23 protein-coding genes, 1 pseudogene and 1 riboswitch are annotated in these 25,674 nt (G+C 66.9%); of the genes and pseudogenes, 18 read left to right on the top strand and 6 right to left on the bottom strand.

Annotated elements, in window-relative coordinates; translation table 11 throughout:
- Window positions 1-417: pseudogene (locus tag BR47_RS33470) on the top strand (HNH endonuclease); the annotation flags it as partial.
- Here BR47_RS33470 and BR47_RS0106200 read toward each other — a convergent pair.
- Entirely contained in the window at window positions 414-773 is a 360-nt protein-coding gene (locus BR47_RS0106200) for a hypothetical protein (RefSeq protein WP_231506673.1), read from the bottom strand. The pseudogene BR47_RS33470 and the gene BR47_RS0106200 sit on opposite strands and share 4 nt — an antisense overlap.
- Before the next feature lie 92 nt (window positions 774-865).
- Window positions 866-1,645: a DKNYY domain-containing protein gene (locus BR47_RS0106195; protein ID WP_020100466.1), complete on the bottom strand. Its 780-nt coding sequence runs from the start codon at window positions 1,643-1,645 to the stop codon at window positions 866-868.
- A gap of 135 nt (window positions 1,646-1,780) precedes the next feature.
- On the opposite strand from BR47_RS0106195, the gene BR47_RS0106190 reads away from it, so the two are divergent.
- From BR47_RS0106190 to lpdA, 9 genes are all read left to right on the top strand, one after another.
- A complete protein-coding gene (locus BR47_RS0106190) occupies window positions 1,781-3,235 on the top strand; it encodes an amino acid permease (RefSeq protein WP_231506669.1) in 1,455 nt (484 codons plus the stop codon).
- Between the two features lie 128 nt (window positions 3,236-3,363).
- Window positions 3,364-4,365, top strand: a complete 1,002-nt coding sequence (gene speB, locus BR47_RS0106185) for an agmatinase (protein ID WP_020100464.1) — start codon at window positions 3,364-3,366, stop codon at window positions 4,363-4,365.
- 36 nt (window positions 4,366-4,401) lie between these two features.
- Window positions 4,402-4,494: riboswitch (glycine riboswitch) on the top strand.
- Between the two features lie 156 nt (window positions 4,495-4,650).
- Window positions 4,651-7,527 carry an aminomethyl-transferring glycine dehydrogenase gene (gene gcvP / locus BR47_RS0106180; protein WP_029118922.1) on the top strand — a complete coding sequence of 959 codons (2,877 nt, stop codon included), beginning with the start codon at window positions 4,651-4,653 and terminating at the stop codon, window positions 7,525-7,527.
- Window positions 7,524-8,624, top strand: a complete 1,101-nt coding sequence (gene gcvT / locus BR47_RS0106175) for a glycine cleavage system aminomethyltransferase GcvT (protein ID WP_029118921.1) — start codon at window positions 7,524-7,526, stop codon at window positions 8,622-8,624. The genes gcvP and gcvT overlap by 4 nt, the downstream gene beginning before the upstream one ends.
- Before the next feature lie 46 nt (window positions 8,625-8,670).
- Window positions 8,671-9,069 carry a glycine cleavage system protein GcvH gene (gcvH, locus tag BR47_RS0106170; RefSeq protein WP_029118920.1) on the top strand — a complete coding sequence of 133 codons (399 nt, stop codon included), beginning with the start codon at window positions 8,671-8,673 and terminating at the stop codon, window positions 9,067-9,069.
- Window positions 9,070-9,071: 2 nt separating this feature from the next.
- Complete coding sequence (gene glyA / locus BR47_RS0106165; protein ID WP_020100460.1) at window positions 9,072-10,340, top strand: serine hydroxymethyltransferase; 1,269 nt, start codon at window positions 9,072-9,074, stop codon at window positions 10,338-10,340.
- Entirely contained in the window at window positions 10,340-11,716 is a 1,377-nt protein-coding gene (locus BR47_RS0106160; protein WP_029118919.1) for an L-serine ammonia-lyase, read from the top strand. The genes glyA and BR47_RS0106160 overlap by 1 nt, the downstream gene beginning before the upstream one ends.
- Before the next feature lie 6 nt (window positions 11,717-11,722).
- A complete protein-coding gene (gene lipA, locus BR47_RS0106155; protein ID WP_029118918.1) occupies window positions 11,723-12,664 on the top strand; it encodes a lipoyl synthase in 942 nt (313 codons plus the stop codon).
- Window positions 12,661-14,028 (top strand): dihydrolipoyl dehydrogenase, encoded by a 1,368-nt coding sequence (gene lpdA / locus BR47_RS0106150; protein WP_029118917.1) that lies wholly within the window; start codon window positions 12,661-12,663, stop codon window positions 14,026-14,028. Before lipA ends, lpdA begins: the two co-directional genes overlap by 4 nt.
- A 54-nt stretch (window positions 14,029-14,082) precedes the next feature.
- Here the strand turns inward: lpdA and BR47_RS0106145 are convergent, their stop codons facing one another.
- From BR47_RS0106145 to BR47_RS0106135, 3 genes are read right to left on the bottom strand one after another with little or no spacing between them, the layout of a single operon-like run.
- On the bottom strand, window positions 14,083-14,871 hold the full coding sequence (locus BR47_RS0106145; RefSeq protein WP_029118916.1) for a creatininase: 789 nt from the start codon (window positions 14,869-14,871) through the stop codon (window positions 14,083-14,085).
- Window positions 14,872-14,888: 17 nt separating this feature from the next.
- Window positions 14,889-15,680 (bottom strand): SDR family NAD(P)-dependent oxidoreductase, encoded by a 792-nt coding sequence (locus BR47_RS0106140; RefSeq protein ID WP_036426737.1) that lies wholly within the window; start codon window positions 15,678-15,680, stop codon window positions 14,889-14,891.
- A gap of 31 nt (window positions 15,681-15,711) precedes the next feature.
- The gene (locus BR47_RS0106135) at window positions 15,712-16,629 is read right to left on the bottom strand and encodes an NAD-dependent epimerase/dehydratase family protein (RefSeq protein ID WP_029118914.1); all 918 of its coding nucleotides are present in this window, start codon (window positions 16,627-16,629) and stop codon (window positions 15,712-15,714) included.
- A gap of 201 nt (window positions 16,630-16,830) precedes the next feature.
- Here BR47_RS0106135 and BR47_RS0106130 point away from each other — a divergent pair, with 201 nt between their 5' ends.
- The 6 genes from BR47_RS0106130 (at window position 16,831) to BR47_RS0106105 (ending at window position 23,730) form a co-directional block, all read left to right on the top strand.
- Window positions 16,831-18,456, top strand: coding sequence for a GMC family oxidoreductase (locus tag BR47_RS0106130; protein ID WP_029118913.1), 1,626 nt, complete (start codon window positions 16,831-16,833; stop codon window positions 18,454-18,456).
- A 9-nt stretch (window positions 18,457-18,465) separates the two neighbouring features.
- On the top strand, window positions 18,466-18,858 hold the full coding sequence (locus BR47_RS0106125; RefSeq protein WP_020100452.1) for a hypothetical protein: 393 nt from the start codon (window positions 18,466-18,468) through the stop codon (window positions 18,856-18,858).
- A gap of 111 nt (window positions 18,859-18,969) precedes the next feature.
- The gene (locus tag BR47_RS0106120; protein WP_231506668.1) at window positions 18,970-20,334 is read left to right on the top strand and encodes a purine-cytosine permease family protein; all 1,365 of its coding nucleotides are present in this window, start codon (window positions 18,970-18,972) and stop codon (window positions 20,332-20,334) included.
- A gap of 53 nt (window positions 20,335-20,387) precedes the next feature.
- Entirely contained in the window at window positions 20,388-21,890 is a 1,503-nt protein-coding gene (locus BR47_RS0106115) for a PucR family transcriptional regulator (RefSeq protein ID WP_020100450.1), read from the top strand.
- A complete protein-coding gene (locus tag BR47_RS0106110; protein WP_020100449.1) occupies window positions 21,887-22,885 on the top strand; it encodes a Gfo/Idh/MocA family protein in 999 nt (332 codons plus the stop codon). Before BR47_RS0106115 ends, BR47_RS0106110 begins: the two co-directional genes overlap by 4 nt.
- Window positions 22,882-23,730 carry a sugar phosphate isomerase/epimerase family protein gene (locus BR47_RS0106105; protein ID WP_029118911.1) on the top strand — a complete coding sequence of 283 codons (849 nt, stop codon included), beginning with the start codon at window positions 22,882-22,884 and terminating at the stop codon, window positions 23,728-23,730. The genes BR47_RS0106110 and BR47_RS0106105 overlap by 4 nt, the downstream gene beginning before the upstream one ends.
- Here BR47_RS0106105 and BR47_RS29885 read toward each other — a convergent pair.
- The gene (locus BR47_RS29885; RefSeq protein ID WP_051634633.1) at window positions 23,708-24,361 is read right to left on the bottom strand and encodes a VC0807 family protein; all 654 of its coding nucleotides are present in this window, start codon (window positions 24,359-24,361) and stop codon (window positions 23,708-23,710) included. The genes BR47_RS0106105 and BR47_RS29885 overlap by 23 nt on opposite strands.
- A 233-nt stretch (window positions 24,362-24,594) precedes the next feature.
- Between BR47_RS29885 and BR47_RS0106090 the strand changes: the two genes are divergently transcribed.
- Both BR47_RS0106090 and BR47_RS0106085 read left to right on the top strand, forming a co-directional pair.
- Window positions 24,595-25,086, top strand: a complete 492-nt coding sequence (locus BR47_RS0106090) for a universal stress protein (RefSeq protein WP_029118910.1) — start codon at window positions 24,595-24,597, stop codon at window positions 25,084-25,086.
- A gap of 10 nt (window positions 25,087-25,096) precedes the next feature.
- Window positions 25,097-25,660, top strand: a complete 564-nt coding sequence (locus tag BR47_RS0106085; protein WP_020100444.1) for a hypothetical protein — start codon at window positions 25,097-25,099, stop codon at window positions 25,658-25,660.
- Window positions 25,661-25,674 lie beyond the last annotated feature (14 nt).

Raw genomic sequence — 25,674 nt, 5'->3', positions numbered from 1 at the left:
CCCGACGGCTGGCAGGACCGTCAACAACCGGACGGCACCATCGTGTGGACCGCACCCACCGGCCACACCTACACCAGCGTGCCCGAAAGCCGAATCCTGTTCCCCCGCACGGTCACCGACACCCCACTACCGGGCCCACTGCCGCCGCAAGACGCCCCCGATCTGGACACCCCACCGGCGCCCGGCCGGGGCATCATGATGCCCATCCGCCGCCGCACCCGCGCCCAGAACCAGGCTCAGCAGATCGCCTACGAACGCGCCCTCAACCAAGCCGACATCGACGAACGCGAAGCCGCACAAGAAGCCTTCGACCGCCAACGCAAAGAACGCCAAGAACGCGAAACCGCCGAGGCTGCACAGGCCGCCGAACCCACAGAGCTACAAGACATCCCACCGCCGCGTGAGTCGGAGCTCTAGTGGGCGTGGTCGAACAGAACCAGGGTGTCGGCCAGATTGCCGTCGACGAAGTAGGCGCGGCAGGTGAAGGGATCATGAATCGTGTCGCCTGCTTCCGCCTTGGCGTCGACCATTCCCGACACGTTCCACACGGTGATGCGGCTGTGGTCAACGCCTTTCAGCGGTTCGTCCGTCATCAGCGGAAACATGTCCTGTCCATCGGTCTCCAGCGTGCCGGCAACCGCGCGCACATCGGAAAGCTGGGCCGACTCGGGCGACGCCAATTGCTTACGCACGTCGGTTTGGCACCTGTCGCGAGCGACGTCCTGCGCGCGACGCGGCTCCGGGCGGACGAGGCCGAACCCGTGTGTCTTCATGGCGATCACCGCCAGTACCGCCCCCACAAGAACGCACACCGCTCCAATGACGAGGAACCGGCTCGGTCGGCGCGGTTCTCCATGGTCAGCTGTCATGGCCCGAACGTAACCTGCGTCGCGTCGCATCCGGTCACCGGCTTGCCGGGTGGGAAGCCGTGCGGATCGACGTCGGGGATGACGGTGTCCCAGCGGTACGCATGGTTCGCGTCGGCGGCGCAGCCTTGGTTGGCGGTGTCGTACAGCACCCGGAACGTATGCGGGTCAGCGCCGGGGATCGGCCGGTCCTGGTAGTACGCCCGCTGATCGTCGACGGCGTAGCTGAACACACTGTCGTTGAGCCGACGGAAGGTTGCCGCGTCCGCCCCGGGGATCACGTCACATCGGTAGTACACGGCGTGAATATCCTTGGTGTAGTCCAGGTTTCGGTCGTCGCGGGAGACGCGCAGGATCTCGAAGTGCGCCGGATCGTCTGAAATCGCACGGTCCTTGCAGTAGACGGCCCGACCGTCTTTCGCCAGATCGCCGTTGATCGTCTCGAAGTGGTCTGGGTCGCTGCTGAGGGGCAGGGTGCCCGCCCAAATGTGGTTCCGGTCCTTGGCCCAGCCGTAATTCAGCCAGTCGAAGGTGGCGACGTCGGCACCGGCGATCTGAGCCCCGCGGTAATAGGCGTGTGACTTGTCGCGTGCGTAGCCGCTGGAGAGTTTGTTGAAGGAGCCGGCGTCCGCGCCGGCCACTTCGCGAGGTGACGAGTCGATGCCGCCCGTCCAGTAGACCTTGCCGTCCTCGACGTAGTAGCCGCCGACGACCTTGGGACTACACGCGGGCGCCAGGAGCACTGCCGAGACAGCCAGCGCGGTGGCCCATCTGCGCATGTGCCGACCTCCTGTGTGCCCCGGATTAGACGTTCGCACAAAGAGGCCGGTCGCGCATCTATCGATCGACGGGTATTCCGGGCACGCCGTGTTCAGCACGCTGGGGCTACTTGTGCACGAACCGGAAGGACACTGGTGGGAATTCGAAGCCTGGAAGGCGCTGCCGACGACGTGGCGGCCCGACCCCGCGAACGCGGTCACGACATTCTCAACCGCGGCTTCGGATTTCGTGCCGCGCTGTCGCTGGCCTTCGCCGACATCTCACCGATCGTGGCCCTCTACGCCATCTTCGCACTGGGCCTGTTCGCGGCGGGTCCGCGATTCTTCTGGGCGTTCCCGATCGTGCTGTGCGGTCAGCTGCTGGTGGCGCTGGTTTTCGGTGAGTTGGCATCGCGTTTCCCGTACGCCGGCAGTGTCTACCAGTGGGCGCGGCACGTGAAGGGCACGACGCGGGGCTGGACGGCGGCGTGGGCGTACATCTGGGGCCTGACGCTGACGCTGTCCACCATGGCGTATGCCGCCGCGGGATTCATGCTCGAGGTCATCGGGGTCGAGGCGCCCAGCCGGTGGCTGCTCGCCGCCGTCTCGATCGGCGTCATCTGCTTCACCACCGCGGCCAACATGATCGGCCGTCAGGTCCTCAAGGTGATGATCGTCGCCAGCATCATCTGCGAGATCGTCGGCTCGGTGGTCCTGGGCACCGTGCTGCTGCTGTTCCACCGCGTGAACCCGATCTCGACGCTGTTCGACGGCCTGCCCGACAGCTCCGGCAGCACCATGAGCACGATGCTGGTGGCGGTCGCCTTCGTCGGCTGGGCCTTCCTGGGCTTCGAGTCCGCCGGCTCGATCGCCGAAGAGGTGGAGAACCCCGAGCGCAATGTGCCCAAGGCCATCGTCTTCGCGCTGCTGCTGGTGGGCGTCATCGTCATGTACTCGGCGGCCGCCGTCATTCTCGCGATCCCGGACCTGTCGGCGGTACTGACCGCGCAGAGCGGTGACCCCGTCTCGGCGACGCTGACGGCGCAGCTCGGTTCGTCCGTCGCCAAGCCGCTGCTGGTGATGTTCGTCATCGGCTTCATGTCCGCGTGCCTGGCCGTGCAGTCGGCGGTCTCGCGCGCCGTGTACGGCATGGCGCGCGACCGTGCCCTCCCGGGCGCCGCGTTCCTGTCGAAACTCGGTGGCCCTGAACGCATGCCGATCCGCGCCATAGGTCTCACCGCCGTCGTCGCCGCGTTCTTCCTGCTGTTCGCCGGCTCCGATCTGTACAACGTGCTGGTCAACTTCTCGGTGATGGGTCCGTACATCGCTTTCGCCGTGCCGGTTTTCGCGGCCGCACTCACCCGCCTCGCGGGGCGCTGGGTACCCGGAGTCTTCTCACTGGGGCGTTGGGGCGCGCCGGTGACGTATGCGGCCGCCGTGTGGCTGGCCTTCGAGGTGATCAACGTCCTCTGGCCGCGCACGCAGCCCGGACAGCCGTGGTTCGTGAACTGGAGCATGGTGATCAGCCTGGTGAGCCTGGGGATCGTCGGTGCGTTCGTGTACGCGCGGTGCCGCAGTCGCATCACCGAACCCGTCGGCGAGCGCCTGTGAACACTCCGCTTGTGCGAATGCTCAAACGAGCCCGCGCCGCTTATGGCAGAAACCACTCGCAACCCGCCGTCACGGGCAGCGATGCTGGCAATCGAACACCCCGCGAGTCGAGAGGCTGAACACGACAGATGAGCACGCGAGACAACATCATCGGTGCGGTGCCTGCCACCAAGGTGCCCCGGTACGCGGGTAAGGGCACATTCGCCCGCATCGCCGACATCCACGAGGTGTCCGACTACGACATCGCCATCCTCGGGGTGCCGTTCGACGGCGGCACGTCGTACCGGCCCGGCGCCCGGTTCGGCCCCATGGCGGTCCGGCAGGCCGCCCGCACCCTGCGTCCCGGCTACCACGTCGAGCTCGGCGTCGCGCCGGTGCAGGAGCTGCAGGTGGTCGACGCCGGCGACGTCGCCGTCACGCCGTACAACATCGACGAGGCCTGCCAACAGATTCAAGATCATGCCGCCGAGATCCTCCGCGGCGGCGATCGGCGCATCGTGTCCATCGGCGGCGACCACACCATCGCTTTGCCGAATCTCCGTGCGCTGCATGCCAAACACGGACCGGTGGCACTCGTGCACTTCGACGCCCACCTGGATACCTGGGACACCTACTTCAACGCGCCCGTCACGCACGGCACCATCTTCCGGCGCGCCTTCGAGGAAGGTCTGCTGATCGAGGACCACTCGATCCACGTCGGCATCCGCGGCCCGATCTACGACCAGATCGACCTGGACGACGACGCGCGCATGGGCTTCAAGATCATCCGCGCCGGCGACCTCGACGTGATCGGTATCGACGCGGCCATCGACGTGGTTCGGCGCCGCGTTGCCGACGTGCCGGTGTATCTGTCCATCGATATCGACGTGCTCGATCCGGCCTTCGCGCCGGGCACCGGCACGCCCGAGGCGGGCGGCCTCACGTCGCGTGAACTGCTGAAGATGCTGCGCAAGATGACCGGCCTGAACATCGTCGGCGCCGATGTCGTCGAGGTGGCCCCGGCCTACGATCACGCCGAAATCACCTGTGTGGCAGCGGCAACGGTCGTCTTCGACATCATCTCCCTGATGGCCGCCGGCGTACGCACCGGTCTGCCGGTCAACGGTGAGGTTGCGAACGCACTGACCTGACAGGCTACGATTGCCGCAGACAACTCAATACGCCGACAATGCGCTGTGGGAGAACCTCCGGAAAACGGAGGCGCCGTAGGAGCAAGTCCTCCCCGGGAAACTCTCAGGCCCAAATACCGCAGCGATGAGGCAACTCTGGAGAACAGTGCGGATCCATCGATCCACGCTTACCGAAGGTGAACGGCGCGCACGCGTCAAAACTCTCAGGTTTCAGGACAGAGCGGGGAGGTGCTACCCAACGATGCGTCGAGCAGTCAGCGACGCCCCGCGAACCGGAGTCACCTCATGTTTGACCGCACTGCAATTGGCAAGGCCCACAGCAGCTTTCGTGACCGTCATATCGGTCCTGACGACGCCGGCCGCCGGCATGTGCTCGATGTTCTCGGCTACTCGTCGCTCGACGATCTGATCGATGCGGCGGTGCCGGAGCAGATCCGGTGCCCCGGCGGTCTGCAGCTCCCGGCCGCGCGATCCGAACAGCAGGTGCTCGGCGCGCTGCGCGCCCTGGCGGACCGGAATCAGACCAGAATCCAGATGATCGGCCTGGGCTATCACGACACCATCACCCCGCCGGTGCTGCGCCGCAACATGCTGGAATCTCCGGCCTGGTACACCGCCTACACGCCGTACCAGCCCGAGATCTCGCAGGGCCGGCTCGAAGCGCTGCTGACGTTCCAGACCGTCATCGAAGACCTCACCGCGCTGCCGGTCGCGGGCGCGTCACTGCTCGACGAAGCCACCGCGGTCATGGAAGCGGTGCTGCTGATGCGCCGGGCCAACAAGACCGCGAAGTCCAATCGTGTTGTGCTCGATGCGGATTGCCTGTCCCAGACCGTGGCTGTGGTGCGCGGGCGGGCCGAGGCGGTCGGCATCGAGGTGGTCCTGGCCGACCTGACCGACGCCCTGCCCGACGGTGACGCGTTCGGCGTCGTCTTCCAAGCACCGGGTGCCAGCGGTGTCGTCCGAAACCTCGCCCCACTGATCGCGGCCGCGCGGGACCGCGGCATGTTCACCGCGGTCGCGGCCGACCTGCTGTCCCTGACGTTGCTCACCGCCCCCGGTGAACAGGGCGCCGACATCGCCGTCGGCTCGGCCCAGCGGTTCGGCGTGCCGTTGTTCTTCGGTGGCCCGCACGCCGGCTACATGGCGGTGCGCTCTGGCCTGGAGCGCATGCTGCCCGGACGTCTCGTGGGCGTCTCGGTCGACGTGGACGGCAAGCCCGCCTATCGCCTGGCACTGCAGACCCGCGAACAGCACATCCGCCGGGACAAGGCCACCAGCAACATCTGCACCGCACAGGCGCTGTTGGCCAACGTCGCCGCGATGTACGCTGCCTATCACGGCCCGGAAGGGTTGCGTGCCATCGCATCTGCGGTGCACGGCCATGCCGCCGCGTTGGCCGACGGCTTGCGGGCCGCCGGCCGGGAGATCGTCCACGAGCACTTCTTCGACACGGTGCTGGTGCGGGTGCCCGGTGCGGCGGCACAGATCGTGGCGGCGGCCGACGACGCGGGCATCAACCTGCGCCACGTCGACGCCGATCACGTTGCGATCGCGTGCGACGAGTGCACCACCGACGACGTCATCCGCCAGGTGCTCGACGTGTTCGGTGCGACGCCCGTCGCACCCGCCGGTGCCGGCGCACTGCCGCTCGACGTGCTGCGCACCTCGGAGTATTTGCAGCACCCCGTGTTCCACGACCACCAGTCCGAGACAGCGATGTTGCGTTTCCTGCGTGAACTGTCCGACAAGGACCTCGCGCTGGACCGCACCATGATCCCGCTGGGCTCGTGCACCATGAAGCTCAACGCCGCCGCCGAGATGGAACCGATCAGCTGGCCCGGCTTCGCCGGCATCCATCCGTATGCCCCGGCCGGGCAGACCGCCGGGTATCTGGAACTGATCGGGAACCTGGAGGACTGGCTGGCCGAGATCACCGGCTACGACCGGGTTTCCTTGCAGCCCAACGCCGGATCGCAGGGCGAGCTCGCGGGTCTGCTGGCCATCAACGCATACCACCGGTCCCGCGGCGACGCCGACCGCGACATCTGCCTGATCCCGCAGTCGGCGCACGGCACCAACGCGGCCTCCGCGGTGCTCGCCGGCATGCGCGTGGTGGTCGTCGGCACGGCCGCCAACGGCAACATCGACCATGACGATCTGCAGGCCAAGCTCGCCGAACATGCCGGCCGGGTCGCGGCGATCATGCTGACCTACCCATCCACGCATGGTGTGTACGAAGCCGATGTACGCACGGTGTGCGAGCTCGTCCACAACGCCGGCGGTCAGGTCTACGTCGACGGCGCCAACTTGAATGCCCTTGTCGGCCTGGCGAAACCGGGTGAGTTCGGTGGCGACGTCTCGCATCTGAACCTGCACAAGACGTTCTGCATCCCGCATGGCGGTGGCGGTCCGGGCGTCGGGCCCGTCGCGGTGCGGGCACACCTCGCGCCGTTCCTGCCGGGCGATCCGCTGGCGGTCGAGGGTCCCGGACCGGTGTCGGCAGCCAATTACGGATCGGCGGGCATCCTCCCGATCACGTGGGCCTACCTCGCGTTGATGGGTCCCGAGGGGCTGACGGCGGCCACCAAGAACGCGGTGCTGGCCGCCAACTACCTGGCCGCATCCCTCACCGACCGCTACCCGGTGCTCTACAAGGGCGAAACCGGACTCGTCGCGCACGAATGCATCCTGGATCTGCGCGAGATCACCAAGCGCACCGGCGTGACGGCGGAGGACGTCGCAAAACGGTTGATCGACTACGGTTTCCACGCCCCGACGCTGTCCTTCCCGGTCAACGGCACCCTGATGGTCGAACCGACCGAGTCCGAAGACCTGACCGAACTGGACCGGTTCATCACCGCGATGGTCGGCATCCACGACGAGATCAGCCGCGTCGGCTCAGGGGAGTGGACGCTGGAGCAGAGCCCGCTGCGGCAGGCCCCACACACCGCCGAGCAGGTCACCGACGCCGAGTGGACGCTGCCGTACAGCCGGCAGTACGCCGCGTATCCCGTTGCCACACTGCGGCGCAACAAGTACTGGCCACCGGTCCGTCGCATCGACGGCGCCCACGGTGACCGCAATCTGGCCTGTTCCTGCCCCGCTCCTGAAGCGTTCCAGATCGAATCCGCCGACATCCTCGAGGAGGCCCTCGTATGAAGCCCACATCGCCCTTGCTGGACGAACATCGCGCCCTGGCAGCCAGTTTCACCGACTTCGCCGGCTGGGAAATGCCGCTGAAGTACGGCAGCGAGCTCGCCGAGCACCGCGCGGTACGCGCGGTCGCGGGCCTGTTCGACTTGTCGCACATGGGTGAGATCGCGGTCACCGGACCGCAGTCGGCCGCCGCCCTGGATTTCGCGCTGGCGGGTGAAGCCTCCAAGATCGGCGTCGGCAGGGCCAAGTACTCGCTGATGTGCGATGCCGATGGCGGGGTCATCGACGATCTCGTCGTGTACCGGCTGGGCGACGAGCACTTCCTGGTCGTCGCCAACGCCGCCAACGCGCCGACCGTGGCACGTGAACTGATCAGCCGCACAGCGCAATTCGACGCGCGGGTCGACGACCAGTCACTCGCCACCGCGTTGATCGCCGTACAGGGTCCGGCGTCTGACGCCATCGTCAGCTCGCTCGTGCCGGCAGACCAGCGCGCCACGGTCGCGGATCTCAAGTACTACGCGGTGACCGAAGCCCGGGTCGGCGGCATCGACGTGTTGTTGGCGCGCACCGGCTATACCGGTGAAGACGGCTTCGAGCTCTACGTACCCAACGCCCACGCCGTCGCGCTGTGGCAGGCCTTGCTCACGGCAACCACGGAAGCGGGTGGCGTGCCCGCGGGCCTCGCGTGCCGCGACACGCTCCGGTTGGAGGCCGGGATGGCGCTCTACGGGCACGAGCTGAACTTGACCACCAACCCCTACCAGGCGGGCCTCGGCAAGGTCGTACGGCTCGGCAAGGATTTCGTGGGACGTGAGGCGCTGCAAGAGCTTTCTCAGCAGGCCGTCCCGCAGGTCCTCGTCGGACTCAGGGGTGACACCCGACGGGCGGCACGTGCCGGGTACACCGTGCATCATGGCGACGACGCCGTCGTGGGCACCGTGACGTCGGGCACGCTGTCGCCGACCCTGGGATACCCCGTCGCGCTGGCTTACCTCGACTCGGCGCTCGCGGAACCGGGCACCAAGGTGCAGGTCGATGTCCGCGGGCGGCGGGAGCCCTTCGAAGTCACGCCCGCGCCGTTCTATCGCCGCTCCTGAGCTGCGCCCAACCGAGCTCAGCCCACTACTTCAGACAAGGATCACCATGGCCACCAACACCATTCCCGACGACCGCAGCTACACCGAGGAACATGAGTGGGTGCTCATCGCTCCCGGTGCGGCACTTCCCGGGACTCCAGTTCGCGTCGGCATCACCTCGGTCGCCGCGGCGGCACTGGGCGACCTGGTGTACGTCGACCTGCCCGAGGTCGGGGCCATCATCACCGCCGGCGAAACGTGCGGTGAGGTGGAATCGACCAAGACCGTCTCGGAGCTGTACCCACCGGTGAGTGGCACCGTCACGGCGGTCAACTCCGATGCCGTGGACGATCCCAGCATCATCACCGCCGATCCCTACGACGCGGGCTGGCTGTTCGAAGTGCAGGCCACCGAGGCCGGAAGCCTGCTGACCGCAGCCGAATACGCCGCACGGAACGAGGGCTAGCCATGAGCATCCTGGATGAACGGCTCGCAGATTTCGACCCCGAGATCGCCGCGGCGATCGGCGACGAGCTGCACCGTCAGCGCCTGGGCCTCGAGATGATCGCCTCGGAGAACCATGCGCCGCTGGCCGTGATGCAGGCGCAGGGGTCGGTACTGACCAACAAGTACGCCGAGGGCTACCCGGGCCGCCGCTACTACGGCGGCTGCGAACACATCGACGTCATCGAACGGCTCGCCATCGCCCGCGTGAAGGACCTGTTCGGCGCCGAATTCGCCAACGTGCAACCGCATTCGGGTGCGCAGGCCAACGCCGCGGTGATGCACGCGCTGATCAAACCGGGCGACACCATTCTCGGCCTGTCGCTGGACTGCGGCGGCCACCTCACGCACGGCATGCGGCTGAACTTCTCCGGCAAGCTCTACAACGTCGCCGCGTACGGGGTCTCGAAAGAGGACTACCTGGTCGACATGGATGCGGTCGCCGACGCGGCCCGGGAACATCAGCCGCAGTTGATCATTGCCGGCTGGTCGGCATATCCGCGTCAGTTGGACTTCGCCCGTTTCCGCGAGATCGCCGACGAGGTCGGGGCCTACCTGATGGTGGACATGGCCCACTTCGCCGGGCTCGTCGCCGCGGGCTTGCACCCGTCCCCGGTGCCGCACGCACACGTGGTGACCTCGACGACGCACAAGACTCTCGGCGGGCCCCGCGGCGGTGTCATCCTGACCAACGAGGCCGACATCGCCAAGAAGATCAACTCAGCGGTGTTCCCCGGCCAGCAGGGCGGTCCGCTGGAGCACGTGATCGCGGCCAAGGCAGTCGGTTTCAAAATGGCTGCCCAGCCCGAGTTCGCAGAGCGTCAACAGCGCGTCCTGCGGGGTGCACAGATCCTGGCCGACCGGTTGAGCCAACCGGACGTGAAGGCCGCGGGGATCACCGTTCTCACCGGCGGCACCGATGTGCACCTGGTGCTCGTGGACCTGCGCAACGCGGCCATCGACGGCCAGCAGGCCGAGGACCGGCTCGACGCCGTCGGTATCACCGTCAACCGGAATGCGGTGCCGTTCGATCCCCGGCCGCCCATGGTGACGTCGGGACTGCGGATCGGGACGCCGGCGCTCGCCGCCCGCGGGTTCGGGGACGCAGAGTTCGCCCGCGTCGCCGACGTCATCGCCGCCGCACTCATCGCCGACAGTGGCGCCGATACCGAACATCTTGCCGCGCAGGTGCGTACGCTGGCCGAACAGTTCCCGCTCTACCCGGAGTTGTAATGGCGATCAGCGTGTTCGACCTGTTTTCCATCGGGATCGGGCCGTCGAGTTCACACACCGTCGGCCCGATGCGGGCGGCCGGCATGTTCGTCGACCAACTCACCGCGCGCAACGTGCTCGACCACGTCACCGATGTCCGCGTCGATCTGTACGGGTCGCTCGCCGCCACCGGCGGCGGCCACGGCACCATGCCGGCCATCCTGCTCGGCCTGGAGGGCTACCGGCCCGAGACCATCGAGACCGACGAGATGGAACGGCGGCTGTCGGTCATCCGGGCCGAGGGCAAGATCCGGCTGGGCGGGCGAATCGTGCTCGCCCTCACCGAATCCGACATCGCCCTGCACCCCACGCAGCAGCTCGACCGTCATCCGAACGCAATGACGGTGACAGCCATGTCGGTACACGGCGGCGTGCTCTACAGCGAGACGTACTTCTCGGTCGGTGGCGGTTTCGTGGTGACCGAAGAAGACCTGGCACATCCGCCCGAACGTGCCAGTGGTGCTGGCTCATTCACCTCGGCGGCGGAGCTCCTGGACCTCACCGCGCGGAACGGCATCTCCATCAGCCAGGCCATGATGGGCCAGGAGTCCGCGACTCGCACCGACACCGAGGTGCGTGAGCGCTTGCTGCACATCCGCGACGTGATGCTCGCCTGTGCCACCAACGGGATGTCCCGCGACGGCTACCTTCCCGGCAACCTGATGGTTCGTCGCCGGGCCAAGGACTGGTTCCTGCGGCTCAATGCCGAAGACCCCCAGCGCGATCCGGCGTTCGCCGAGGACTGGGTGAACCTGGTCGCGCTCGCCGTCAACGAGGAGAACGCCTCGGGCGGACGCATCGTCACCGCACCGACCAATGGTGCCGCCGGGATCATCCCGGCCGTCCTGTACTACGCGCTGCATTACACCGCGGCAGGCAAGGCCGATCCCGACGACGCCACCGTCCGCTTCCTGCTGACCGCCGGCGCCATCGGATCGCTCTACAAGGAACGCGCATCGATCTCCGGTGCTGAGGTCGGCTGCCAGGGCGAGGTCGGATCCGCGGCATCCATGGCGGCCGGCGGCCTCGCCGAAATCCTCGGCGGCACACCGCAACAGGTAGAGAATGCCGCCGAGATCGCGATGGAGCACAGCCTGGGGCTGACGTGCGATCCGATCGGCGGCCTGGTCCAGATTCCGTGCATCGAGCGCAACGCCATCTCCGCCGGCAAGGCCATCAACGCCGCGCGCATGGCCCTGCGGGGTGACGGCACCCACCGGGTGAGCCTCGACCAGGTCATCGAAACCATGCGGGCCACCGGCATGGACATGAGCTCCAAGTACAAGGAAACCTCGACCGGTGGCCTCGCCGTCACGGTCAACGTCGTCGAATGCTGAGTTGACATGACCATCGCCCCAGAAGGGCGCCGCTTGCTGCGGCTCGAGGTCCGCAATGCGCAGACCCCGGTGGAACGCAAGCCGCCCTGGATGAAGGCCCGGCTTCGGACCGGCCCCGAGTACCGTGAGTTGTCCGCGCTGGTGCAGCGCAACGACCTGCACACGGTATGCCAGGAAGCGGGCTGCCCCAACATCTTCGAGTGCTGGGAATCGCGTGAGGCGACGTTCCTGATCGGTGGCGACCAGTGCACGCGGCGCTGCGACTTCTGCCAGATCGACACCGGCAAGCCGGCCGAGCTGGACCGTGACGAACCGCGCCGCGTCGCAGAATCGGTGGCGCAGATGCAGTTGCGCTACGCGACCGTCACCGGAGTGGCGCGTGACGACCTGCCCGACGGCGGCGCCTGGCTGTACGCCGAGACCGTCCGGCAGATCCATGCCACCTGCCCGGGCGCCGGTGTCGAACTGCTCATCCCGGACTTCACCGGGACACCCGACCAGCTCGACGAGGTCTTCGGCACCGCGCCAGAAGTGTTGGCGCACAACCTGGAAACAGTGCCGCGGATCTTCCGCCGTGTCCGTCCGGGCTTCGACTACGAGCGCTCGCTCGGGGTGCTGGCGCGAGCGCGGGGTGCGGGCCTGATCACGAAGTCGAACCTGATCCTGGGCATGGGGGAGACCACCGAAGAGGCGCTACAGGCGTTGTGGGACCTGCGCGAGGCCGGCTGCGAATTGGTCACCATCACCCAGTACCTGCGGCCCACCCCACGGCATCATCCGGTCGAACGCTGGGTCACCCCAGCCGAATTCGACGACCTCGACACCGCCGCTCGCGAGATCGGCTTTCTCGGTGTCATGTCCGGACCGCTGGTGCGGTCCTCCTACCGGGCGGGTGCGCTCTACGCGCAGGCCCGCACCGTCATCCAAGAACAGAGGAGCACGCAGTGACCGAAGCAGACGTCGTCATCCTGGGCGGTGGGCCGGGCGGGTACGCCGCCGCGATCCGGTGCGCGCAGCTGGGACGGTCGGTCGTGCTGATCGACGAGGCCGCGGTCGGTGGGACATGCCTGCACCGCGGCTGCATCCCGACCAAGGCGCTGCTGCACGCCGCGGAAGTAGCCGACTCCGCGCGCACCGCAGCGCAATTCGGCATCACCGCGTCGTTCGACGGGGTGGACGTCACCAAGTTGCACGGCTTCAAGAACACCGTGGTGTCGCGCCTGCACAAGGGCCTGACGGGTCTGATTGCGGCCCTGGGCATCACCGTCATCAGTGGCCGCGGCCGGCTGACCGGGCCGACCACCGTCGAGGTCGACGGCACCACCATCAGCGGTGGCGTCATCATCCTGGCCACCGGGTCCGCACCCAAGGTCCCCGGGATGATCCAGACCTCGGACCGCGTGCTCACCAGCGATCAGGCACTCGAACTGGACCGCATCCCGTCCTCGGCCATCATTCTCGGCGGCGGCGTGATCGGCGTCGAATTCGCCAGCCTGTGGACCTCATTGGGCGCCAAGGTGACCATCGTCGAAGCCCTGCCCCGGCTCGTGCCCAACGAGGACACCGCGATCTCGGCCTACCTGGAGCGGTTGTTCCGCCGCCGCAAGATCACCGCCAAGACCGGGGCTCTCGTCACCGGCGTCACCTCCGACGACGATGCGGTCCACGTGACGCTGGAGTCCGGCGACGTGCTGTCGGCCGACGTGCTGCTGGTCGCGGTCGGCCGGGGTCCGCGCACCGCGGACCTGGGGCTGGAAGAGGTGGGCGTCGAACTCGACCGCGGTTTCGTGGTGACCGACGACAAGCTACGCACCAGCGTGCCGACCGTCTACGCGATCGGCGATATCGTGGCCGGACTTCAATTGGCGCACCGGGCATTTCAGCAGGGCCTGTTTGTCGCCGAGCAGATCGCCGGACGCGATCCCGAGGCCGTTGCGGAACTCGGCATCCCCCGGGTCACCTACTGCGATCCAGAGATCGCTTCCGTCGGCCTCACCGAAGGCGCCGCCCGCGAGCAGTACGGCGACGGCGTGGAGACCGTGACGTACGACCTTGCCGGCAACGGCCGCAGCCAGATCCTCAAAGCGTCCGGCGCGGTCAAGCTCGTCGTGGATCCCGCCGGCACTGTGGTCGGCGTGCACATGATAGGCGCCGGGGTCTCCGAGCTGATCGGCGAGGCGCAGCTGCTCTACAACCTGGGCGTCAAGGCCGCCGAGGCTGCCCGGTTCGTCCATGCCCACCCGACGCAGAACGAGGCGTTGGGCGAGGCGCTGATGGCCGTGTCCGGAGCGCCGCTGCACCTGCATGGCTGACGTAGCGCCGAGGATTGCGGTCACCATGTGGCTGCAATCCTCGGCGTTGCGGGTTTAGGCCAAACCGTCCCGGCGGTCCCCGAACTCCTCATCGAGAATCGCGACCAGCCGGTCGACCATCCACTCGGTCAGCAGCTTGCCTTTCTCGGCGCTGGCGGCCTCGGGCGAGGACAGCGTGCCGGTGGCGGTCGACATGCGGGTGTCGATCGGCAGCACGTCGTAGCTCACGACGCGTTCGGGGGCGTCGGCCTTGATGTGCTCGGGGCGCACCAGGTGCGGTGCGTGATGCAGCAGCAGCGACGTTTCGATGACGGCGGCATGTTCGAGCGCCAGGCCCGGGAAGCCGTCGGGCCAGATGGCGTGCTGGCGGTCGGCGGTGAAGTCCGGGTTGGCGTCCTCCATGACGAGGATCTTCAACTCGGGGTGCCGCTCGGAGATCAGGAATGCCGGTTCGTAGATGAAGCCGCTGTTCTCGTAGTGCCAGTTGTAGAGGACGATGTTGCGGAAGCCGGCGCGCTTCAGCTCACTGAGGATGTCCTCGAGCAGTGCGATGTACGTGGTGGCCCGCAGCGACAGCGTGCCCGGAATATGCTGTCCGCCACCGCTTCCCGGCCGGCTCCGGTAGCCGAACGGCACGAACTGCCCGACGATGAGATCGGTCCGCTCGCTGGCGGCTTCCAGCAGCTTCTCGGGGATCAGCCAGTCGGTGCAGACCGGGAGATGGTGGCCGTGCTGTTCGGTCGAGCCGATCGGAATGGCCACCGGAATGTCGGCGGCGGCGGCCGCGGCGATTTCCGGCCACGTCATCTCCCGGTACAGCCGGGACGGCTTCTGCTCGGTCATGTGGAACTCCTTGTGGGTCAGACGTTCTGGGAGACGCCGATGTTGCCGGCGGGGATGCAGGTGGATCGTCCACCGTCGACGACGAGATGCGTGCCCACGGCGTAGCTGGCCCGGTCGGACAGCAGGAACACCACGGCTTCGGCGATCTCCTGCGGCTCGCCGAACCGTCCGGCGGCGACGCTGGAGGCGATTTCGGCGATCTCGGCCTCGGGATCGGCGCTGTCCTCGAATTCGACCATCAACAGGGGAGTGCGCGTGGTGCCGGGGCACACCGAGTTCACGCGGATGCCCCAGGACACCAATTCTGCTGCGGCGCTGCGGGTCATCGCGACGATGGCGCCCTTGGTGGCGGTATAGGCGACGAAGCCGGGCTGTCCCATGAGAGCAAGTTCCGAGCCGGTGTTGACGATGGCGCCGGCGCCGCGGGGCTGCATGACCCGTGCGGCCTCGCGCAGCACGTAGAACGATCCGGCGACATTGATCGCCATGAGGTCGTCGAAATCCTGGTCGGTGGTGTCGACAAGCGGTGCGACACGGGAGATTCCGGCATTGTTCAGGACGGCATCGATGGGCCCGAGCTCGGCCTCGGCCCGGGCGAAGGCAGCCCGCACCGCGGCGGAATCACGCACGTCGACACTCACCGGAAGCGCCCGCCGGCCATACGCCGTCACCTGCCGCACCGCCTCGGACAGGTCGTCCTCCGGGCGGGCCAGCACTGCCACGTCGGCGCCTTCCCGGGCCAGCGTCGCGGCGGTGGCCAACCCGATCCCCGAGGAGGCTCCCGTCACCAGGGCAATACGGTTCGCCATGTCTCCCATGAAGCGTTGTCCCTTCGATTCGTCAGAGTTGCTCAGTGGACCGGATCCAGTCGATCTGTGATTGCAGGCCTTTCTCGAGCTCCCATGCCGGCTCGTAACCGAGGTCGCGGGTGGAGCGGGACAGATCGAACTGCACTTGACGGTCCCAGTCGGGCAGGTAGCCCGGGCCGATCTCGAAGCGGGCCTCCGGTAGGTATTTCTGGAGCAGCGCGGCGGTCTCGAACACCGTCATACGGTCGCCGCCCGAGACGAAGTAGGCCTGCTGGGTCAGCGTGTCGGTGGTGGAGGCCAGCCGGGCTGCGGTGGCGACGTCTTCGACATGCACGAACTGGAAACCATGGTCACCGCCGGACTCGAGGGTGAACGTCTCGCCGCGCAGCCCGGCCCGGATCATGTCGCCGAGCAGGCTGGGCATCCAGAGCCCGGGGCCGTACACCTCGGTGATGCGCAGCGAGACGATCTCCATGCCGTACAGCGAGTTGTAGGCGCTGCCCAGCATCTCGCCGGTCACCTTGGTCACGCCGTACACGGTGGTCGGCGCAGGCTTGATGTCCTCGGTGACGGGGCCTGGCTCGGTGATGTTGCCCAGGGCGCATTCCGAGGAGAAGAAGACGATCCGGCGCACGCCCGTCATCCGCGCCGCTTCGTAAACCGCAAGTGTCCCATCGGCGTTCGCGGCGAACGTGGTCACCGGCAGCTCGATCGACAGCGCGGGGTGGCTCTGTCCCGCGGTATGGATGATGCGATCCACCTCGTACGCGCGCAGCGTCTCGGTGAGACGGGGGATGTCGAACAGCTCGCCAAGAACCGCGACTACTCCGGCTCGGGGGTCTACGGAGTAGTCGCGGTTGTACATGATGACCCGCTCACCGTCGGCCAGTAGTTGGTCCACCAGATGGCGGCCCACAAAGCCGCGGCCGCCGGTGACGAGTGTGGTCATCGTTGTCTTCCTTTTCCTTGGCGTTCGCCGTGCTGATCACATTGCCGTCGCTGCTCTACCGGCGGCAACGGATGAACTGTCGAGGCTCGTTGTCTGACCTTGTGCGATTGCACAAGGCGACTTCATGGGCTTGTGCGGATTCGCGCTCACTGCGCGGGTGTGATCCACGCATCATTGACCAACAGAAGTGACCGACTTGGAGTGCGACTGGTGAACACACAACACATCGACGACGAGCCCGACGTCCTGATCATCGGGGCCGGCGCGTCCGGTGGCGTGGCGGCCCTCGAACTGGCCCAGCAGGGCCTGAAGGTCGTCTGCCTGGAACAGGGCGGCTGGAACCTGCCCGACGATTTCACCGCCGGCAAGCCCGAGTGGGAACTGACCCGGCTCAAGCAGTGGAACGCCAGCCCCAATGTCCGGCAGAACCAAGCCGACTACCCGATCGACAGCAGCGAGAGCCCGGTGGAACCGTTGATGTTCAACGGCGTTGGTGGCAGCACCATCATGTTCTCCGGGCACTGGGTACGGCCCATGCCGTCGGACTTCCGGGTCAAGACCCTCGACGGGGTCGCCGAGGACTGGCCGTTCACGTACGACGATCTGCGCCCGTTCCTCGACGAGGTCACCCACCACATCGGCGCCTCCGGTCTGGAAGGCGATCCGGCCTATCCCGATTCGCACACGTTCCCGCTGCCGCCGTTGCCCATCGGCAAGTACGGCCTCGTCGCCGCCAAAGGCATGGACAAGCTGGGCTGGCACTGGTGGCCCGCGCCCAACGCCATCGCCTCCCGCAAGTACAAGAACCAGGAAGGCTGCCAGCGCTACGGCGCCTGCGAATCCGGGTGTCCGGTCGGCGCCAAGGCCAGCACCGACATCACCCACTGGCGCGACGCGATCAAACTCGGCGTGCAGTTGGTCACCGGTGCCCGCGTGAGCCGCCTGACGACGAACAAGAAGGGCCTGGTCACCGGCGCCGAATACATCGACCGCAAGGGCACCCTGCGGCACCAGGGCGCGCGGGTAACGGTGTTGGCGGCCAACGGAATCGGCACGCCGCGCCTCCTGCTGAACTCCGCAACCGACGGCCTGGCCAACTCTTCTGGCCTCGTCGGCAAGCGGCTGATGACCCATCCCTACGCGTCGGTCTACGGCGCCTACGACGAAGACCTGGAGACGTGGCTCGGCCCTGCCGGCCAAGCGCTGCAGTCGCTGCAGTTCTACGAGACCGACACCAGCCGCGGCTTCGTGCGCGGCGCCAAGTGGAACCTGATGCCCACCGGCGGCCCGCTGGCCCAGACGTTGTGGGAGCCGGGCAGCAACTGGCGTGACAGCTTTGGCGCCAACTTCCATCCGCGCCTGGCGCGCACGTTCGGCCGCTACACCGAATGGGGCATCACCACCGAGGACCTGCCCGACGAATCCAACACGGTCACACTGGATCCCGACGTCACGGACTCCGACGGCATCCCCGCCGCCAAGATCCACTACGAGATCGGCGAGAACTGTCAGCGGATGCTCGACTTCAACGTCGCACGCGCCATCGAGGCGCATGAGGCCGCGGGAGCCGTTGAGGTGCACCCGGTTCCGGTCGTGCGGCACAGCGCCTGGCACCTGCTGGGCACCACCAAGATGGGCACCGACCCGGCCAAGTCCGTCGTCGACGAATGGGGCCGCACCCACGACATCCCGAACCTGTTCATCATCGACGGCAGCACCATGGTCACCTCCACCGGCATGAATCCCACCGCCACGATCATGGCCGTCGCCCTGCGCTCCATGCGGCATCTGGCCGAAACCCGCTCCAGCATCCCGACGGCATTCTGAGGAAGAACCATGCTCACTTCCGAACAGCGCCAGGTGTTCGCCACCTTGGCTGAAGCGCTCATCCCCGCAAGCGACACCATGCCGTCGGCCACCACGGCAGAGGTCTCCGGCGTCCTGCTCGATCAGGTGCTGCGCTACCGGCACGACCTCGTCGACGATCTCACCGCCGCACTGGACTCCAGCGCCGGAAAAGACCCCGAAACCGCGCTCGACGATCTTGCGATCGGGCAGCCCGAGCAGTTCGAGGCACTCACCGTTCTCGCCGCAGGGGCCTATTTCCTCAGTCCCGCAGTCAAATCCGCGATGCCGTACGACGCGGCACCACGCGTCGCCCGCGACGACACGGACACGTACATCGAGATGCTCGAGACCGTCGTCGACCGCGGCTTCGTCATCCGCTGATCCTGCCGTTCTTCACCGAACATCCTGAAATCATCATCACCCCAACGTATAAGGACGTGTCCCATGCCGCATGACAGTGGCTCGAGGGTCGAAACTCTGACAATTCAACCGGTGCCGGAATCCCAGCGCACCGGACAGGTCCGACACCTCTTCTCGTTCTGGTTCACCGTCCAGATCATCCCGCTCGCGGTGGTGACCGGCCTTCTCGGCCCGACGATCTACAAGCTGGACGTCAAATCCACGATCATCGCCGTCATCGTCGGCAGTGCCATCGGCGCGGTGTTCATGGCCCTGCATTCGGTACAGGGTTCGGGCCTCGGCGTACCGCAGATGATCCAGGCGCGCGCGCAATTCGGCATGTACGGATCACTGCTCGTCATCGTGGTGGTGATATTCGCCTATATCGGCTGGATCGTCGCCCTGATGGTGTTGGCACAGCAGACCCTGTGCGCGGTCTTCACGTCGCTGAATACCACTGCCGCAGTTGCCATCAGCACCCTGCTCACCGTGGCCACCGTGGTGATCGGCTACCAGCTCATCCTCCGGCTGAACCGGGTGATGGTATTGGTCTCGGCCGTGGCCCTGGTGCTCACTTTGGTCTATACGTCCAGCGCCGCACTGCACCACCACCCCGGCAGCGGTGCCGGCGGCTCCTTCAATTGGATCGGCTTCCTGAGCATGGCCTCGGTTGCCGGGATCTGGCAGCTGTCGTATGCGCCGTATGTCTCCGACTACTCGCGCTACCTACCGAAGTCGACCTCGTCGCGTGCTGCGTTCTGGTACACCTACGCCGGCACTTTTTTCGGCGCCGTAGGCGCGATGATCGTCGGTGCGCTCCTGGTTGCCGGATTGGGCGCTGATGCCCAGCTGGCGAATCTGTCGAGCATCATGCCTGGTCCAGTTTTCGTCTTCGTGATGCTGGTGTTCTTCTTCGGCGCCATCGACGCCGGCGTCATCAACATGTACGGATCATCGTTGTGCACGCTGACCTGTATCCAGGCCTTCAAATTGACATGGTCGCCCAAGTCGTCGGCCCGCAATGTCGTCGCGGCGGTGATCGGGATCGCGGTCTTCGTCGCTGCCATCAGCTTGACCGACAACTTCTTGGCCGAGTACTCCAACTTCATCAGCATCCTGATGTACCTGCTGATCCCGTGGAGCGTCGTCAACCTGATCGACTACTACATGGTGAAGCACGGCGACTACGACCCGGCGTCGTTCAGTGACCCGAAGAGCGGCTACGGCGCCTTCAACGTACCGGCTGTCCTCAGCTACTTCCTCGGCTTCGTGATCCAAATCCCGTTCATGTCAACGGCTATCTACACGGGCCCGGTCGCCAACAGGATCGGTGGCATTGATACCGCGTGGGTCGTTGGCACGGTGGCGAGTTTCTTCATCTATCTCGGCCTGATCAAACTGTGGCAGAAGCGCGCCGACGCCCTTCCGGTGGCGGTCGCCGCGGAGGTCACGCCATAAGCCAGTCGTCCGCAATCGCGTTCGGTGATCGTGTCGCGAGATACGGTTAGCCGGTGAGCATCACCGTTCGCGAACTGCTGGACATGCCGCACCTTCAGCTTCGGCTGCATTCGGGCAAGGCAGGTCTGGACCGTCAGGTCACCTGGACGCACACGTCGGATCTGCCCGAACCGTGGCAATGGGTCAGCAGCGGTGAGTTGTTGATGACCAACGGCATGTCGTTTCCCGCCGACGCCGACGGCCAGGAACAACTGCTCGACGAACTGCACCGGATCGGCGCCAGCGGGCTGGCCATCGGCGAGCAGATGTACTGCCCGAAGCTCACCCAACGATTCACGCAGGCCAGTGAACGCCTCGGGCTGCCGGTGCTCTGGATCCGCTATCCCATGCCCTTCGTGGCGATTTCGCGGGCCATCGCCGAGGCCACGCTCCTCGAACAGTCTCAGCGCCTCATGCGGACGGCACGTATCTACGACGCACTGCGCCGGACCACCGGTGGCGATGTGGCCCGGTCGCGTACCGCCGATGCCCTCACCAAGGAGCTGCGGTGCCCGGTCTTCGTCTGCGATCGCGTGACCGCCGAGGCGTATCACCCCGATGGCCCGCACCCGCCCGACGATGTGAAAGCCACGGTCCGGACGGCGTCACAGGGCACCCTGGTCGCCGGTGCCCGGTCGGTGCTGACGCCCAGCGGCGTCGAGGTCCTGGTCGGCGAGGTGCCCACGCACGACAACGCGGTCCTGGCGGTCATCCGCGAGGGCGGCGTGGCCCTCGACGGCGTGCTCATCCAGCATGCGGCGACAGTCGTGGCCCTCGAGCTGTCTCAGACGCACCTGGCGCTCGAACACACCCGCCGCTCCGGCGCCGAGCTCACGGCCCAGCTCATGGACGGCAGTATCGACCGCCGGGGCGGGCGTCGCCAATTGCTGTCCCTGGGACTCGATCCGACGCACTCGGTGTTCGTCTCGGCAACCGGTGCCGATGAACGACGGCTACGGGATCTCCATGTGGCGTTGTGGCGCCGCCGGATTCCGCACGTGACGGCATTTCGTTCGGGCGTCGCCCACGCCGTCGTCCCCGGTACCGACGAAGCCGTCGACGCCATCGTCGCATCGCTCGGTCCGAACGCCAGGGTCGGTGCCAGCCGGGCGCTGCAATCGGTGGCTCGTTCCGCGGAATCGGCGCGCGAAGCGACCTGGGCGCTGGGCACCGCGCAACGGACCGACGCGCGACTGGTTCGGTACGGCAGCGCCACCTCGTGGTTGGGCGTGGGTGGGGTGGACGATGCCCAGGCCATGGTGGAGCGGTGGTTGGGTCCGCTCATCGAACACGATGCGCAGCACCGGACGGGGCTCGTCGAAACTCTGGAGGCGTTCTTGGCCAACCAACGGTCGTGGCAGCGCACTGCCGAAGCGATGAACGTGCACCGCCAGACGGTGCTCTACCGCATCCACAAAGTTGAAGAACTCACCGGTGCCCATCTGACCGATACCGCCGATATCGCGCAGCTGTGGCTGGCACTGCAGTCACGAGACCTGTTGGGCGGCAGCAGGTGACGGCGACGGCCCCGCCGGTGCGGATCGGCGTTCTCGGTGCGGCCCGGATCGCGCCGCTGGCGCTCATCAAACCGGCGAGGGGCCGCAGCGATGTCGTCGTGGCGGCGGTGGCCGCACGTGACACCGCGCGGGCCGACCAGTTCGCCGCGCGTCACGGCATCGGTACCGCATATGGGAGTTACGACGCGCTGATCGCGGATCCCGAGGTGGACGCGGTGTACATCCCGCTACCGAATGGCCTGCACGGCAGGTGGATCCGGGCCGCCCTCGACGCCGGTAAACATGTGCTCTGCGAAAAACCGTTCACCGCCAACGCAACTGAGGCCCAGGACATCGCACAGCGGGCGGCGGCGACAGACCCCGTGGTGATGGAGGCGTTCCACTACCGCTACCACCCGCTGGCGCTGCGAGTGGAGGAGATCATCGGCTCAGGTGAATTGGGGAAGCTGCAGCACGTCGAGACGGCGATGTGCTTTCCGCTGCCCAAGTTCTCCGACATCCGGTACAACTACGCGCTCGCTGGTGGCGCGACGATGGACGGCGGCTGCTACGCCATCCACATGGCGCGCATCTTCGGCGGCGGTACTCCCGAGGTGGTATCGGCGCAGGCGAAACTCCGGGACGGGCAGGTCGACCGCGCCATGACGGCCGAATTGCGTTACCCCGCAGGGCACACCGGCCGCATGCGCTGCAGTATGTGGTCGACGAGCCTGCTCGCGATGAGCGCGCGGGTCATCGGAGAGCACGGCGAGCTGCGGGTCCTCAATCCCGTGCTGCCCCAGCTGTACCACCGCCTCGCGGTCCGCACCGCGAACGGCAAACGCGTGGAACGATTTCCACGGCGCGCGTCCTACAGCTATCAGCTGGACGCCTTCGCCGGTGCGGTATTGCGCGGCGAACCGGTCAAGACCACGCCACAGGATGCGGTCGAGAACATGACCGTCATCGATGCCGTCTACCGGGCCGCCGGACTTCCGGTGCGGGAGCCGGCATGACACCGCCTGGGGATCGGCTCGGCATCGAGGCACTGAGTGCATTCGGCCTGCCGCCCCTCGAATTCGTGGATCTGGCCGCGGATCTCGGGTGCCGGTACATCACGGTCTTCCTCCGGACCCTCGCCGTGCTGCCACTGGGCTATCCACCGTTCTCGCTCCTGGACGACAGTCGGCTGCGGGCAGACCTGCTGGCCGCCATGGATCACCGCGGCGTCAGCATCTCGCTGGGGGACGGATTCCTCGTGCTGCCCGGCGCCGACATGCGGTCATTCGCGCGGGATCTCGACCTGATGGCCGAGCTGGGGGTGCCGCGCATCAACGTGGTCAGCCTCGATCCGGACCTCGACCGCACCTGCGATCAGGTGGGCACCCTTGCAGAACTCGCCGCCCAGCGGCAGATCGAGACCGTCATCGAACCCGTGCCAGGCCTGACGATCGGTGATCTGTCCACTGCAATTGCTGTGCTCCAACAGGTTTCGCGGCCCGACGTCCGGCTCCTCGTCGACACCATGCACCTGGTGCGGTCGGGTTCGGGCGCCGGGGACATCTCCGCGCTCACTCCAGACCGGATCGGTTACGCGCAACTCTGCGACACCACCCTGGCGCCACAGACCGACAACTATGCCGAAGAAGCCATGTTCGAACGGATGGTGCCGGGGGAGGGTGAGCTGCCGCTGGCGGAAATCCTTGCGGCACTTCCCGACGACGTCGTCATCGGACTGGAAGTACCACAACGCGCACTGGCGTTGGCCGGCGTCGGCCCCGCAGAACGGCTCAGACCCTGCGTCGAAGCGGCGCAGGGTCTGTTGCGGCAGCGCCGGCTCAGCCGGCCAAGGACTGCTTGAAGCGACGGACCATGAGGGCCACCACCGCGCCGATGACCAGAACGACGACGGACCCGACGACGTTGACCAAGCCGTTGGCGACGTCGAACGGGAACGTGAAGATGATGCCCAGCAGGACGGCGACCTGAATCAGCAGGCCGACGCCGACCACGGCACTCAGCCGGATGTGCAACGCGTGCAGTGCGGCGGTCGGGGTGTGCGTCGTGGCCGCCGGCATGAATCGGGCTGCGACGAAGTGCGTCATGGGCTTTCCGAGCACGCAGCTCGCCAGGAACACCGCGGCCGCCACGCCGCCGACGAGCGTCTGCCCGGCCAGCACCAGCCGGGGATCGGTGGTGACCAGTGCGACCGCCAGGGTCAGGCCGAACATCAACATGAGGTATCCGGAATACGGATCGAGCTGACGAGCTTTCACAAGCCCGTTTGCCACCGGGATACCGGCGACGATCGTCGCGGCCAACAATGCGAAGTACTCGGAATGCCCGGTGGCACGAAGGCCGTAGAAGGCGACCAACGGGGTGCCGATCTCGAGGACGGTCCGGATGATCACGCGGCGTTTGGCAGCGGATCGGGCGACGTCCGGGCGGTCGACCGGCTCCGGTCCGATGGTGTCGATCGACATGGCGGTCATGGTGATGTCCTTCCCGGACGAGTCGGTGGCCTCGCGGTTCAGCGATGCCTACAGCGTCTCGCTCGGGCCGCCGCGGGTCTGTCGGGCGAACGGTTGACGAGGGGGACGAAATCGCTGTCCACCGAACGGGGGAGCTGCTGGCGTCGCCCACCGGCGATGAACGTCAAAAGCCCACGTCAACCGGCGTATCCGCGCTAGTGTCGTCTCGACCTCACTCCCGTAAGGAGACAGCCATGGGCAGCTATCGGACCGTTCTCGTCGGGACTGACGGCTCAGACTCGTCGATGAAGGCAGTCGAGCACGCCGCCACGTTCGCCGCTCAGCAGGGCGCCAAACTGGTGATTGCGACGGCCCATTTCCACGAAGTCGAGAAGGGGAGCTGGGCGCGAGCGGCCGCACCGGAAAAGGCCAGTGATCGGCGGGCCGAGGATGTCCTCGGGCGTGACGCCGGATACCGGGTGCACGGTGACGCGCACGTGTACGAGATTCTCCGCGACGCCGGCGAACTCGCGCGTGGCGCGGGCGCACAGGACGTCGTGGAGCGGTCGGTGATCGGTGCACCCGTCGAAGCGCTGACCACGCTGGCACGAGACGTCGACGCCGACCTGATCGTCGTCGGCGATGTCGGACTGAACACGACAGCGGGACGCCTGTTGGGCTCGGTGCCTGCCGACGTTGCGCGTAAGGCCAAGATCGACATCTTGATCGTGCACACCGTCGACTGACCCGGTGCCCATGTCGACGCACGACTACGCCACGTACGAGGAGTTCGGCCGAAAGTTCTTCGAGATCGCGGTCACCGCTGACCGCGTGGCCGAGGGCTTCGGCACGATGGCCGGCGACACCTTCGAGCTCGGGCCGTTTCCCGCGGGGCCGGCCGGGATCGCGCGGGTGACGGCGCGGGTCAGCATCGAGCAACCACAGGTGACACGTAGAGACGGCGACATGATCGCGTTCGACGTTCGCATTCCGCTGGACATCGATCTGCTCATCGACCTGCGCGTGGACCGCTCCCGGTTCGAGGTGACGGGCGAGATCGCGCTGATTGCAACCGCACGCGCCGCGGAACCGCTGCTGCTGATCATCGATATCCCGAAGCCGCATCGCAAAGACATCACCGTCAACGTGACGTCCCAGACGCTGCGGGGCGAGCTCCTGCGGATCGTGGCCGATGTCGACTCGGAGATCAAGCGCGTCATCGCCAAGCAGGTGGGCCGCCGGATCGAAGCGCCCGAGGCGCAGCAGGCGAAAGTCGTCGACATCGGCAAGCGGATTGCCAGCGCCTGGACCGGAGTCTGACGGCGCCGACGGGG

The organism is Mycobacterium sp. UNC410CL29Cvi84, assembly GCF_000686745.1.
GTDB classification, from domain to species: domain Bacteria; phylum Actinomycetota; class Actinomycetes; order Mycobacteriales; family Mycobacteriaceae; genus Mycobacterium; species Mycobacterium mucogenicum_B.
The sequence above is the reverse complement of the archived record's forward strand: the minus strand, read 5'-3'. Positions and strand labels throughout refer to the sequence as shown.

Excerpts from the sequence above, each read along its gene's own strand:
- lipA (WP_029118918.1), top strand. The coding sequence starts at position 11,723 with ATGACCATCGCCCCAGAAGGGCGCCGCTTGCTGCGGCTCGAGGTCCGC.
- BR47_RS0106085 (WP_020100444.1), top strand. The coding sequence starts at position 25,097 with ATGTCGACGCACGACTACGCCACGTACGAGGAGTTCGGCCGAAAGTTC.
- BR47_RS0106105 (WP_029118911.1), top strand. The coding sequence starts at position 22,882 with ATGACACCGCCTGGGGATCGGCTCGGCATCGAGGCACTGAGTGCATTC.
- BR47_RS29885 (WP_051634633.1), bottom strand. The coding sequence starts at position 24,361 with ATGACCGCCATGTCGATCGACACCATCGGACCGGAGCCGGTCGACCGC.
- glyA (WP_020100460.1), top strand. The coding sequence starts at position 9,072 with ATGAGCATCCTGGATGAACGGCTCGCAGATTTCGACCCCGAGATCGCC.
- speB (WP_020100464.1), top strand. The coding sequence starts at position 3,364 with ATGAGCACGCGAGACAACATCATCGGTGCGGTGCCTGCCACCAAGGTG.
- BR47_RS0106090 (WP_029118910.1), top strand. The coding sequence starts at position 24,595 with ATGGGCAGCTATCGGACCGTTCTCGTCGGGACTGACGGCTCAGACTCG.
- BR47_RS0106145 (WP_029118916.1), bottom strand. The coding sequence starts at position 14,871 with ATGACCGAGCAGAAGCCGTCCCGGCTGTACCGGGAGATGACGTGGCCG.
- gcvP (WP_029118922.1), top strand. The coding sequence starts at position 4,651 with ATGTTTGACCGCACTGCAATTGGCAAGGCCCACAGCAGCTTTCGTGAC.
- gcvT (WP_029118921.1), top strand. The coding sequence starts at position 7,524 with ATGAAGCCCACATCGCCCTTGCTGGACGAACATCGCGCCCTGGCAGCC.
- BR47_RS0106200 (WP_231506673.1), bottom strand. The coding sequence starts at position 773 with ATGAAGACACACGGGTTCGGCCTCGTCCGCCCGGAGCCGCGTCGCGCG.
- BR47_RS0106160 (WP_029118919.1), top strand. The coding sequence starts at position 10,340 with ATGGCGATCAGCGTGTTCGACCTGTTTTCCATCGGGATCGGGCCGTCG.
- BR47_RS0106125 (WP_020100452.1), top strand. The coding sequence starts at position 18,466 with ATGCTCACTTCCGAACAGCGCCAGGTGTTCGCCACCTTGGCTGAAGCG.
- BR47_RS0106140 (WP_036426737.1), bottom strand. The coding sequence starts at position 15,680 with ATGGCGAACCGTATTGCCCTGGTGACGGGAGCCTCCTCGGGGATCGGG.
- BR47_RS0106195 (WP_020100466.1), bottom strand. The coding sequence starts at position 1,645 with ATGCGCAGATGGGCCACCGCGCTGGCTGTCTCGGCAGTGCTCCTGGCG.
- BR47_RS0106135 (WP_029118914.1), bottom strand. The coding sequence starts at position 16,629 with ATGACCACACTCGTCACCGGCGGCCGCGGCTTTGTGGGCCGCCATCTG.
- gcvH (WP_029118920.1), top strand. The coding sequence starts at position 8,671 with ATGGCCACCAACACCATTCCCGACGACCGCAGCTACACCGAGGAACAT.